The sequence below is a fragment of the Acidobacteriota bacterium genome, assembly GCA_022340665.1.
In the GTDB taxonomy this organism is placed as follows: Bacteria; Acidobacteriota; Thermoanaerobaculia; order Thermoanaerobaculales; family Sulfomarinibacteraceae; genus Sulfomarinibacter.
Genome location: JAJDNM010000072.1, coordinates 1 through 12,127, shown reverse-complemented (window position 1 = coordinate 12,127; position 12,127 = coordinate 1). Strand labels below are relative to the sequence as shown.

The 12,127-nt window shown below is 60.2% G+C and carries 9 protein-coding genes; 5 read left to right on the top strand and 4 right to left on the bottom strand.

Annotated features, from left to right (window positions below):
* Positions 1-7 precede the first annotated feature (7 nt).
* From LJE93_08800 to LJE93_08785, 4 genes are all read right to left on the bottom strand, one after another.
* Entirely contained in the window at positions 8-1,258 is a 1,251-nt protein-coding gene (locus LJE93_08800) for an O-antigen ligase family protein (GenBank protein ID MCG6948993.1), read from the bottom strand.
* Between the two features lie 190 nt (positions 1,259-1,448).
* Positions 1,449-1,826, bottom strand: coding sequence for a thioredoxin (gene trxA / locus LJE93_08795; protein ID MCG6948992.1), 378 nt, complete (start codon positions 1,824-1,826; stop codon positions 1,449-1,451).
* Positions 1,827-1,977: 151 nt separating this feature from the next.
* The gene (locus tag LJE93_08790; GenBank protein MCG6948991.1) at positions 1,978-4,035 is read right to left on the bottom strand and encodes an ATP-dependent helicase; all 2,058 of its coding nucleotides are present in this window, start codon (positions 4,033-4,035) and stop codon (positions 1,978-1,980) included.
* Complete coding sequence (locus LJE93_08785; protein MCG6948990.1) at positions 4,032-4,952, bottom strand: GNAT family N-acetyltransferase; 921 nt, start codon at positions 4,950-4,952, stop codon at positions 4,032-4,034. The genes LJE93_08790 and LJE93_08785 overlap by 4 nt, the downstream gene beginning before the upstream one ends.
* Positions 4,953-5,216: 264 nt before the next feature.
* Here LJE93_08785 and LJE93_08780 point away from each other — a divergent pair, with 264 nt between their 5' ends.
* From LJE93_08780 to LJE93_08760, 5 genes are all read left to right on the top strand, one after another.
* Positions 5,217-6,884 carry an acyl-CoA carboxylase subunit beta gene (locus tag LJE93_08780; GenBank protein ID MCG6948989.1) on the top strand — a complete coding sequence of 556 codons (1,668 nt, stop codon included), beginning with the start codon at positions 5,217-5,219 and terminating at the stop codon, positions 6,882-6,884.
* Between the two features lie 252 nt (positions 6,885-7,136).
* Positions 7,137-9,758 (top strand): VWA domain-containing protein, encoded by a 2,622-nt coding sequence (locus LJE93_08775; protein ID MCG6948988.1) that lies wholly within the window; start codon positions 7,137-7,139, stop codon positions 9,756-9,758.
* Positions 9,759-9,802: 44 nt separating this feature from the next.
* A complete protein-coding gene (locus LJE93_08770; GenBank protein ID MCG6948987.1) occupies positions 9,803-10,234 on the top strand; it encodes a hypothetical protein in 432 nt (143 codons plus the stop codon).
* Entirely contained in the window at positions 10,215-10,907 is a 693-nt protein-coding gene (locus LJE93_08765) for a hypothetical protein (protein MCG6948986.1), read from the top strand. Before LJE93_08770 ends, LJE93_08765 begins: the two co-directional genes overlap by 20 nt.
* A 108-nt stretch (positions 10,908-11,015) precedes the next feature.
* The coding region (locus LJE93_08760) for a transposase family protein (protein ID MCG6948985.1) at positions 11,016-12,127 on the top strand (1,112 nt) is incomplete at its 3' end.

Below are 12,127 nucleotides of genomic sequence, written 5' to 3'. Positions count from 1 at the left end.
ACCAGTGTCAGCTTTCGGTCGATAAGGTGGCTGAACCCTGTGTATCCAGTTGTTCAGCCGAGATGAGGCCAGCGAAGAGACTGAAGAGCACCAGTGTGATCTGCTTGTGAAAGTATGGCTCTCCGAGGAAGCCGAGCAGATAGACCGTCGCCAGGACGAGGGCCGCCGCATCGAGTTCCCGGCGTCGGTCGGGGACCCGGATCAGTTCCCAAAAGATCCAGGCCACCGCGATCAGGCCAGCCAACCCGAGTTCGGTGGCGATCTGCGTGTACTGGTTGTGAAGGTGGGGATACCAGTAGATAGACGGCTTGAATTGGGGGAACCGGGTATCGATTGCGGTTCGAAACGCCCCCATGTTGCCGCCGACTCCGGTTCCAAAGAGGGGATTCTCTCGAAATACATCCCGTGCGACGACGAATGCCGCGACTCGTCCGCCGAGATTCCCGTCATAGCGATGATGGACGAGGGCCGCAGTGAGATCCGACCGGGACTGTTGAACTCGAGTCTGAATCGTCGGAAGAGCGAACCATAGCGCGACGAGGGTTAGAAGGGTCCCGACGACGATGGCGACTCTGATGCGGATGGAGCGGTCGATCATCCAGTGAATCAGGAGAACCGCCAGGCCCCCCACGAACGCCAGCTGGCCGGCGCGGCCGATGTTGATGAAAAGGCCGACGATCACGAGCATGGCGAGACCGGACCAGGCGGTTCGGCGGAGCACGGGCATTTCCGTGTAAAGCACGCGCGCCAGGATGAGCAGGGCGGCGAGGGCGAGCAGCAGGCCGTAGTCGAGGTGGGCCATGACTGGCGATGGATTACCCGGGTGGGAATCTCGAATACGGAGCAGGTCGACGTACACGCCGAGAGAGAGCACGACCGATGCGCCGGCCGCGAGTTCGAAAGCATTGACCGCATATCGGCGGTAGATCGGCTTGGCGGCGGTCGCGACCATCGGGATCAGGAGCAGGTACCTATATTTCGTGAGGTACCTGAACCCGGCCGCAGGATCGCTGGACCACAGCAGAGAGATGATGTTGAGGCCGATGAAGCACAGGACAGCGAGGGTCAGCCGGTGGCCCTTCAGTCGGGTCGCGTAGCTTCTGAGCCGTCCTCCGATGATCCATAGAACGAAGATCGCGGTTGTCGCAAGGGTCACCCAGGGTCGGTAGAGGGGGAGGGAAACGGCGAGAACGACCGCAAGCCACCCCAGCGATGTCTCCAGGCTGGGCTCCGTTTCAGTCGCTTCGGGTTCAGCCATTCCCCATTCCGGCGACCATCATACTCGTCCGCGCATTTCATGACTGTGCTGCCTCGTGCGATGCTTGGCAGGTGTCGATGCGAATCCTCGCTAAGAATGAAAATCGATGCGCCCCGATCCCACAGCAGTGGGAATCGGGGCGCGTTTCTCGTCACCAGTCCGGGATCGGAGGTGTCTCCGACTCTTGGGATCAAGCGTCAGCGATGTCTTCTTGCTGCTTCTCGACCTCGGCCCGGACCTCATCCATGTCCAGGTCCCGAACCTTGTCCATCAGCTCGTCAAGAGCCTCGGCGGGCAACATGCCCGGTTGACCGAAGATACCGACGCCTTCCCGGAACACAACCAGGGTCGGGATCGACCGGATCTGGAACATCGCGGCCAGCTCCTGCTGCTCTTCGGTGTTGCACGAGGCGAAGGCCGCATCCGTGTGCCGTTCGGACGCATCCTCGAAGATGGGTTTGAAGTTCTGGCAGGGACCGCACCAAGGTGCCCAGAAATCGATCACGACGATGTCGTTGTTGTTGATGGTTTCTTCAATATTCTTTTGAGTCAGTTGCGTGACTGCCATGAGAGTTCTCCTTTGTCGGCTATGAAACGTATGATATGAATAATTAACTTAATAACTATTCAAGTATATTCTAATGATTAAAATCGACGTTGTCAAGCCCTGAGCACCCGTGTCGGCCGGGTGCGACGGGCAGCCATCGAGAGGCGACAATTCAATTGACGTCGTCGTCAGAAGGTTCTTTGAGGAACGACGGCAGGGTATAACGGCCGCCGCCTGGGAGGGCGTCGAGACCGTCTGCGGGCCGCTCCTCGGCCACCGCCTTCAGCTCTCTCACCTCTGCCGGAAGTTCGGTCAGAAAACGGGAGGGAACGAGGATCGTGTCCACACGATACCGATCACGCGCGATTTCCGGCCGGACGAGGAAAAGGCGGTCCCTGGCGCGGGTGGCGGCGACATAGAACAGGCGCCGTTCCTCCTCTTCATCCTCGGCTCGAAAGGATGGGAACCGCCCCTCCGCCAGCCAGATGACGAAGACCGCGCGCCACTCGATCCCTTTGGCCTGGTGGACGGTAGAGAGGGTGACCATCTCGTCCGGTGGGCCGGCCATGGCATCCTCGCCCGAGAGATCGTTGAGCAGCGTGACTTCCGACAGGAAGGTGTTGAGGTCGGGGTATCCGTCGGCGAAGAGTGCAAGCTGTTCGAGATCTTCGAGCCTGGCGCCGGCGTTGTCGAGATGGGCCCGGGACCAGGCTGCGTAGAACGACTCGACGACCAGCCGGATGACCTCTCCCGGTTGGGCGAGCAGCCGCGGCTCGGAAAGCTCGTTCGCCAGAGATTGCAGCTCCACCAGGGAAGCTCTGGCGATCCGTGGGAGACCGAGTGATGCCGAATCGAGGGAACAGAGACGCTTCAGGCCGTCCCCACCAGAGATGTTTTCCCACACGCGGACCGCGAGACGCGGCCCGAACCCGTCGCGCAGCTTGACGAGGCGGGCAAATGCGATCTCGTCACGCGGATTGTCGATATACCGCAGATGGGCAAGCACGTCCTTGACGTGCCGATGCTCGAAGAACCGAAGTCCCGATCGGACCCGATACGGGATGTTCCTTCGGGTGAGCTCTACCTGGAGGTCGAGAGAGTGCGCGTGGTTGCGATACAGCACGGCGATATCCTCGAGATCGAATCCTTCTTCCTGGAGTTCCAGGAGGCTGCCGGCAATGTGGCTGGCCTGAATCTCGGGTGTTGGAACAGCGATTTCGACTGGCAGTGTGTCGCCTGTTCGATCCGGCCGCAGGGTCTTTCGGAATTGGTTCATGTTGTGCTCGATTGACGCGTTGGCAAGGTCGAGAATGGGAGGGAATGAGCGGTAGTTCGTCTCGAGGCGAAACACCCGACAGTCCGGATGCCGATCCGGAAACCCGAGGATATTCGAGAAGTCCGCGCCGCGAAATCCGTAGATCGACTGCGCGTCATCTCCCACGACCATAAGGTTGCGGTCCGGGCCGAGCATCGCATCGACGATGTCGGCCTGTAGACGGTTGGTATCCTGATACTCGTCGACCAGGATGTGGTCGAACCGATCGAGCAGCTCCGCCCGGGCGTTCGGAAACCTGCTCAACAGCAGCAACCAGTTGAGGAGCAGGTCGTCAAAATCCATCAGATCCGCCTGGCGCTTGCGCTCCAGATATCGCTTGAACACATCGGCGATGAGCTCGGCCTCGTCCAGGAATTGGGGTGCGCGTTTGGTCAAGACTTCTGCCAGCTCGTGGCCGGTGTTGATAACGAAGCTGTAGAGGTCGACCAGCAGGCGCGGGCGAGGCATGCGACGGACCGGTGTGTCGGGGCTGACATCTGCCAGGGCCACTCCCATCAGGTCGGTTGAGTCTTCACGGTCGAGGATCGAAAAACGCGTGCTGTATCCGATCAGTTCGGCATAGCGTCTGAGAATTCGATGCCCCGCAGAATGAAACGTACCGCCGGTGATGCGGGTTGTAGCGCTTTCGACGAGGCCTTCGACCCGATCCATCATCTCCCTCGCCGCCTTGTTGGTGAAGGTCAGCAGCAGGATCTTACCTGGAGGCACGCCGTCTTCGATCAGTCGGCTGGTCCGATACACGAGGGTTCGGGTTTTTCCGGTGCCCGCACCGGCGAGCACCAGCATCGGCCCGCCCGGGTGCATAACGGCTTCCAATTGCTGTTCGTTCAGCTCTTCGTCGTATCGCACGCGGCGCCGACGCTCGTCGCCGGCCTTGCGCAACGTGTTCATCATGGCAGGCTGAGACTTCCGAAGAGAGATCGATCGAACGCGAGAGACGCGCCCTTTCCATAGAGAATAAGGGTTGATCGAAAGCGCGCGTCGGTATCGAGCAGGGCATCGAGAGCCAGTCGGAATGGGGCCGGGATCCGCAGCTCGATTTGATCGGATGCACCAGCACCGATCGCCAGCTCGATCGCCCAACCGAGGGCGGAAAGCGCCGCGTCCTGAGTACTGCCCGCGACCGGACCGACTTGCTCGGGTCCGCCGTAGGCATACGCGGCGATCCGCGCGCCCTGTTTCACGAGTGCCGCGCGAAGCCCGCGATCCTTGAGCCAGTAAACGTGATCGACTTCTCGGGTGATGTTGCGAGTCACGCGATCGATCCGGTCAATGTCTGCCTGGCCGCGCCGATTTAGCAGGTCGGTCGTGACATCCTTGCCCGGGAGCAGAGCTGCCAGTCCCTGGGCCAGATCCGTGGCCGAATTCACTGGCAGGGAGAATTGATATACGGGCGTGATCGGTTTGAATCCGCTGCCGAGCAACAGCGATTGGATTGCTGCCTCGGGCGGCACCAGGGCGAGATACTCGCGCGCGCCTGACCGTTCACCGTAAGAGAGCGCGCGCGACAGGAGGGCCCGACCGGCACCGCGGCCCTGATGCTGGGGAAGCACCCACAATTCGGAAACGATGCACTGGCCCGATCGCATGTGGGCGGCAGTAAAACCGAGGGTCTCATCCCCAAGGTAGGCCGTGAAGAAACCGTCAGGATCATGGGAAAAGAGGTGGCGCAGGTCAGGATCAGAGTCCATCTCCAGATCGAGCGCGCCGCTTGAGGACGGATAGGCCGCCAGACCGACTGCCGCCGCATCCCGGACGATTGCGATGCCGGGGAGCTCCTCGCGATGAATCGTGCGCACCTTGATTCGCATCTTCCTCCAGCCGCCCGCTGACAGACGCCGACGCCCCGACGCGGTTGTCGAGCATGTCGGGTTCACCTAGGCCATGCCGTCTCCATCAGAGACGAGGAGTGTAGCAGAGGCGGAGCGTTGAGCTACGAGTTCTGAGTTCCCGCCCGCCCCCTCTTCGGATACCGGGGGTATGGATATGAAGTCAAAATTCAAAACTCAAAACTCGTCTCCCCGTAGGCGGTTTGGTGATGCATCGCTACAATGACCATTCAGGGGAGATGCTCCATGCCCAAAGTCCTCAACACGACGCCGAACAGGGATGTGACCTTCGAGACCAATCGCGATCATTGGCGCAACGAAATCCGCATACTCGAGGCGCAGCGCGGGGAGATCGCGAAGGGCGGAGGTGAGGCCGCCGCGGCAAAGCAGAAGGGGAAGGGCAAGATGCTCGCCCGGGAGCGCATCGAGGCGCTGATCGATGAAGGGACGGAGCTACTCGAGGTAGGGTCCTTCGCAGCGTGGGATCTGTACGACGAATGGGGTGGCGCTCCCGCAGCCGGAGTCGTGGTTGGGCTGGCTACTGTGAGTGGCCGCGAGTGCGTGGTGGTCGCAAACGACGCCACGGTCAAGGCTGGAGCATGGTTCCCGTTGACCTGCAAGAAGATCTTGAGGGCCCAGGAGATCGCCATGGAAAACCGGCTGCCGCTGATCTATCTGGTCGATTCGGCGGGCGTTTTTCTGCCGATGCAGGACGAGATCTTCCCAGATCGGGACCATTTTGGCCGGGTTTTCTACAACAATGCCCGGCTGTCGGCCGAGGGCGTCTATCAGATTGCAGCGATCCTCGGATCCTGTGTTGCGGGAGGAGCCTATCTCCCGATCATGTCCGACGAGGCGCTGATCGTCGAGGGCAACGGGACCATCTTCCTCGCCGGCGCCCATCTTGTGCAGGCGGCGATTGGAGAGAAGATCGACAATCAGAGTCTGGGCGGGGCTACGGTTCAGGTGGACATTTCGGGAGTCGTTGATGATCGATTCCCGGACGACGCTTCGGCGATCGATCACATTCGCACGCGCATCGCTGAGCTGGCGCGACCGGTGTTGGCGCCGTTCGATCGTGCCGAGCCGAGAGAGCCGGAAGTCGCGGCCGAAGATATTCTCGGCCTGCTGCCGGTCGACCGGGCACGACCGTACGACATGAGGAATCTGCTGGCGGTGCTACTCGACGCCTCCGAGTTCACGGAGTACAAGGCGACCTACGGACGCACTCTGATCTGTGGTACCGGTCGGATCGATGGCTGGGCGATTGGCGTCGTCGCGAATCAACGCCAGATTGTCCATCGCCGGCGCGGCCTCGAGGATTCGCAGAAGGAAATGCAGATTGGTGGCGTCATCTACAGCGATGCCGCCGACAAGGGTGCCCGGTTCATCGAAATGATGAACCAGAAAGGCATGCCAATCGTGTTCCTGCAGGACGTGACCGGTTTCATGGTCGGCTCCAAATCGGAGCGTGAGGGGATCATCAAGGACGGCGCCAAAATGGTCAACGTAGTGGCCAATTCGGTGGTGCCGAAATTGACTGTCTTCGTCGGCAACAGCTTCGGGGCGGGCAACTACGCCATGTGCGGACGCGCGTACGGCGCAAGGTTTTTCTTTGCCTGGCCGTCGGCGTCGATCTCGGTGATGGGAGGGCAGCAGGCGTCGGAGACGCTGCTCGCGATTCAGCTCAAGAACCGAGGTGAAGACGTGTCCAAAGAGGAAAAGGCGGAGCTCCTCGCCGAAATCCAGGCTCGCTACCAGGCCGCCATGGACCCGAGGTACGCCGCGGCCCGGATGTGGGTGGATGAAATCATCGATCCCCGCCGCACGCGACAGATCCTGGCCCGTGCACTTGCCGCTTCTGCCCAGCAGCCCGAGATCCGCGATTTCAAGGTTGGCGTGCTTCAAACCTGATCACCGACCCAGTTCGGGTCGGATTGTCTATCCGGGCGACAGGTCCCTGCTCATCTTCGGCCACCGCTCCGTTCCCGCATTTGAACCCTGAGCTTCCGGTCCCGTACATCCTGAGACGAGGAAAGGTAACCGGCGCGGAATACGTTGCATAGATGAGGCCGGAATCGGCGTGCCGCAACAGGCTCGCGAAGGCGCCCGCAGATCGTTGGCATTGCGGCTGAACACCCGCGTATTCCGCGCTACCCTATGGGGGTGCATTTCGATATGAACGGCGCGAAGCACAGACAAGGCAGCAGAGCGACCTTTCCGCTCCTGGTGTGCGCGATTTTGACGGTGCTCCTTGGCTTACCTCTTCAAGCGGGAGCCGACAAGAAATCCAAGACGGAGTTGAAGCAGGGCGAGAAGGCCGCGCTGGCGGAACTACCCTTGCGCTGGCGGGTGTGGCTGGATGAGGAGGTCTACCCCCTGATTACCAAGGACCAGCGGCGCGCCTTTCTGGCCCTGGAGACCGAGGCACAGAGGACCGCCTTCGTCGAACGCCTGTGGACTCTGTGGTCGAGGGAATCTGGAATCGGTGTCGCCTTCCGGCGGATGTACGAAGACCGTCTGCAAATGGCCAGGATGGAGTTCGGGAACACAATCGAGGACAGGGCGAGGGTCCTGCTCATCCACGGCCCGCCCGCGGTGCGCCACGATCCTCGTTGTGAGTCGATTTTTCAGAAGATGGAGTTCTGGATCTGGCCGTATCTCGAGGGTCTGGGCGAGGACGTCGTGGCTCTGTTCTATCAGCGCCATGGGATGGGCCACTGGCGGCTGTGGACCAAGTACGAGGGCACGGAGGCCCTGCGCAACGATTGGACCGCGGCGAGCGAGCGTGGTGGCGGCTGGGGCGCGGTTCAGAGTCCGTGGGATTCTCCCGTGTACCGCTGTCCCAATGGTGACGTGACCATGCGTCTGCTTGCAGCCGTCACGGCGTGGTCGAGTGATCCGAGCTACTTGGGGGCGATGACGAGATTCCGCTCCGCCGAGAGGGACCAGGGCCTGGAGTCCACATCACACCGATTCATGGAGTTTTCTGCGCTCCTGGAGGATGACGCCGAGCCCCTCGATTTCTCCATCTCGAGCGAGACACGGGCAGGACGGGGTGGATTGGCGGAACTCAGCATTGCCCTCGACGTCGACGCGGAAGGACTTGGGACCAACTCTGTGGGCGACGTGGATGTGCTCCAACTCGATGTCGTTGGTGAGCTCACAAGCGAGGGCGAAGTGATGGTGGACCGTTTCCGTTACCTTTTCTCGGTCCCACAGGCAGAAGACCGGGTCGGACTGACGATGGAACGTCTCGTGCGACCGGGTAACTACCACCTTCGCGTCAAGGTCGAAGACGTTCACTCCAAGCATGCGGCGATTGACGAGGATGACGTGGTGGTGGAAGCCGTCGAACCATCCAATGAGGAGCTCGAAGCCATTGGAGGACACCTCGAAGGAGGTGTCGACGCCGCCTCGGTCGATGAAGAGGAGGCCGAAGTACAACCGATGTTGCGGCTGCTCGGACCCCAGGGCGACGCCGTCAGTGGCCTCTGCAGATTCGAAGCAATCGCACGCGAAGAGGTCAGACGTGTGACCTTTCTGCTCGACGATGAGGCGATTTTGACCAAGAACAGGCCGCCGTTCGATATCGATCTCGACCTCGGACCGTTGCCCAAGCTGACCACCGTGACGGTCGTCGGGTATGACGCCTCGGGTGAAGAGATCGCCCGCGACGGCTACACGTTGAACGTCGGAAGGGAGCGGTTCTACGTGAGCCTGAGGCCGGTGTCGCCGAGCGAAGGTTCGCGAGGCCAGGTGCGAGTAGCCGCGGAGGTCAACACGCCAACCGACGCCGAGCTCGACCGACTGGAGCTCTACTGGAACGATGAGTTGCTCGACACAATCTACGAGCCGCCTTTCGAAACGCTGGTCACCTTGAATACGCGAGAACAATTCGGATATCTGCGGGCGCTCGCTGTTCTGGATGACGGGGCGCAAGCCGAGGATCTGCAGTTCGTGAACACGCCCGAGTTCGGTACCGTCGTCAAGGTCACCGCGGTCGAGCTGCCGATCACGGTTCTCGACAAGGCCGGCAACCCGGTAGAGGATCTCACGATGGATGATTTCACCGTGTACGAAAACAAGGTGGAGCAGTCCATCTCGCATTTCTCCCTCCACCGTGATCTGCCGGTCCGGATGGGGATGGTAATCGACACCTCGGGGTCGATGGAGGAGACATTGCCGACCGTACAGCGAGTGGTGATGGGCTTTCTCAGTGACCTGCTGCGGCCTCGAGACCGCGCCTTTATCGAGACTTTTTCCGATCGGCCGGACCTGTTAGCCGGATTCACCGCCGATTTCGCGACCATCGAAAACGCCATGCTGGCGTTGTATCCGGACCGCGCGACGGCCTTTTATGATGCCGTCATCATGGGTCTCTTCCAGTTCTCGGGCGTCAGTGGCCGGCGGGCGATGGTGGTGCTGACCGACGGTGAGGACACGGCCTCGAAAAACAGCTTCGAAGACGCGCTCGGGTATGCGCAGCGAATGGGCGTCACGATTTACATGGTCGGGGTCGGGATTCCGTCGACCAAAATCACCACACGGTGGCAGATCAGCAAGCTCGCCGACGTGACCGGAGGGCAGTCGTTCTTCGTGTCGGAGAAATCAGAGCTCGACAGAATCTATGACGAGATCAATCGGGAGTTGAGAACTCAGTACCTGATCGCCTACACCTCCAGTTCGGAGGACCCACCGGACGTACTGCGGAAGATCAAGGTCGAGGTCGATCGCAAGGGAGTCAAAGTGCGAACCCTGACGGGCTACTATCCGGCGGGTGGTTGAGAAACGCTGTGATTATTCGATGAAGTGATCGGAGGAAGAGAGCGGTGCCCAAATTCAAACGCGTGACGATGATTGGGGTATTCCTGGCAGTCGCGGTTGCCATTACCTACGGAACGGCCGTCGCGGGAGATCCAAACGCCAAGGAGGCCGCGGCCGAGATGGAATGGGGCTTCAAGGCCGCCCGCCGCGGCTACTGGCAAGAGGCGTTGATGCGATTTGAGCATGCCAACGAGTTGACGCCCAGCCAGTCGAGGATTCTCAACAATATCGCAGTAGCGCAGGAGGCCAACGGTTTGTATGAGATGGCCCTCCTGACATACCAGGAAGGCCTCGCCCTGGATCCTGGAAATAGCGCATTGCAGAGGAATTACACGAGATTTCAGGAGTTTTACACGACCTATATCGCGATTCCGGAAGGCGATGCGGATGAAGGTGAAGCCGAAAAGGGAGCTGAAGATGAAGAAGAGAATCGTTGAGCTTCTCGCGATCATCATCGCTGTATCCGCCGTGTGCGGCGCCGGTACCCGCGAAATCCGGATTGAGCTGCACCTGAAGCCAGAGTTCCCGCTCGACGGATCGGAGAATATCTACGTCGGCCCGATCATGGTCGAGCCGAGAGAAGGCGAGAACGTCCAGTCGATCGACATGACGGCGGCGCGGGAGTTCGAGATCTTCCTGCGTAAAATCCTCCGACGAGATGCCCACCTGCACCTGTTACCGAAGCGGGACGATCTTCGGCCGCCGACAACCTACCTGTCCGCCCTCCTGGGAGACGAGGACTTCTGGACTGCCCTCGGAGAGGAAACCGGAGCCGATTTTGTGATTGCCGCTTCGATAGACGTCAAGGTGCTCGACCGCGCCGGCTACACGACCGAGGAGTACGTCTCACCTCAGGACGGAAAAACCTACTTTCGCCAGGTGATGGTGGAAGAGACCGGATTCAGCTATGACATTCTGCTGGTGGTAGTTGACGCCACCAGTGGCGAGGTCGCTCATCGCGAACAGATTACGGACTTTCAGCCGAAGAACGAGCGCAAGCTTGAGGAATATACCGACATGTTCACCGACCTGTACACTCTGCAGAACCGTCTGACCGGCGTTTTCGTGCCGCGTGCCGTGCAGGTCAAAAGAGCCATATTTTCCAACTGATGAGGAGATGCCGTCAATCGACATAAGAGTGATTAGCAGCACAAAGCCTGGGAATGGGATTTGCGTCAGTTTCAAACGGTACACCATGACGCCCAGCGGAGGTGAGATATGAGATCGTGGATCACGGCATGCATCATATTCCTATTCGCGGCCCTGCCGGCGGCTGCCCAGCTGAACCCCTACTACCCCTATATTGGAGGGAAGAACAAGGTACGCTGGGACAGATTCGACTGGTACACCTACGACACCCCCCACTTCCGGATCTCCTACTACGACCGTACCGAACCGATGCTGGAAAAAGTGGCGTCCTTCGCCGAAAGTTCATACGACGAGATTGCTCGGAAGCTGAACTTTCAGATCCTCAAGCCGATACCAATGATCATCTACGCGACACATGCTGAGTTCGAACAGACCAACGTCATAGTGGGCTTCATTCCGGAAGGGGTGGGTGCGTTCGCAACGCCGGTTCGCAATAGAATGGTCCTACCGGTCGACCTTCCCGACGCCGAGTTGCAGGCTTTGATACAGCACGAGCTCACACACATTTTTCAGTACGAGATCTTCTTCGGTGGAAGGCGAGGGCGCGCGATCTATGCGCGCCCCCCGCAGTGGTTCATGGAGGGCATGGCGTCCTATTTCGGGGACGACGAAACCTCGCGCGACGAGATGTACATGCGCGATGCGGCGATGTCCTCGCAAATGGCGTCGATCGCCAACCCACCAACCGGGTTCCTCGCCTACAGGTGGGGCCACAAGGTCTTCGAGTACATCGAGGAGGAGTGGGGGGAGGATGTCGTTCGCGATTTCGTCTTTGCCTTTCGAGGCAACTTTGGCGGGCAGGTCGGACGCCCTCTTGCCAGGGTTCTCAACATGGACCCCGAGGAGTTCGATGCGGCATTTCGAACCTGGATGCGGCGAAAATACGAACCCTACGCGGACCGCGGCGTTCCCAGCGAATTCGGTCGTCGCTTCAGGGTGCCGGGGTTCGTGAACTCCAACCAGATCTCGCCGGCGATTTCACCTTCAGGAGACTTGGTCGCCGCATTCACCACCTACAAGAACGATGTCGATGTGGCCATCTTTGGTGTGCCGGATCGCCGTCTCTACAAAAACCTTACAAAGGGGCTCACGAACAAGTATCGCTACCTCGTTGCGCAGGGTTTAACGGTCGGTCCGGCCGAGGGCCGTGACCTCGCTTTTTCCCCCGACGGCAACCATGT

Excerpts from the sequence above, each read along its gene's own strand:
- LJE93_08800 (MCG6948993.1), bottom strand. The coding sequence starts at position 1,258 with ATGGCTGAACCCGAAGCGACTGAAACGGAGCCCAGCCTGGAGACATCG.
- trxA (MCG6948992.1), bottom strand. The coding sequence starts at position 1,826 with ATGGCAGTCACGCAACTGACTCAAAAGAATATTGAAGAAACCATCAAC.
- LJE93_08765 (MCG6948986.1), top strand. The coding sequence starts at position 10,215 with ATGAAGAAGAGAATCGTTGAGCTTCTCGCGATCATCATCGCTGTATCC.
- LJE93_08780 (MCG6948989.1), top strand. The coding sequence starts at position 5,217 with ATGCCCAAAGTCCTCAACACGACGCCGAACAGGGATGTGACCTTCGAG.
- LJE93_08790 (MCG6948991.1), bottom strand. The coding sequence starts at position 4,035 with ATGATGAACACGTTGCGCAAGGCCGGCGACGAGCGTCGGCGCCGCGTG.
- LJE93_08785 (MCG6948990.1), bottom strand. The coding sequence starts at position 4,952 with ATGCGAATCAAGGTGCGCACGATTCATCGCGAGGAGCTCCCCGGCATC.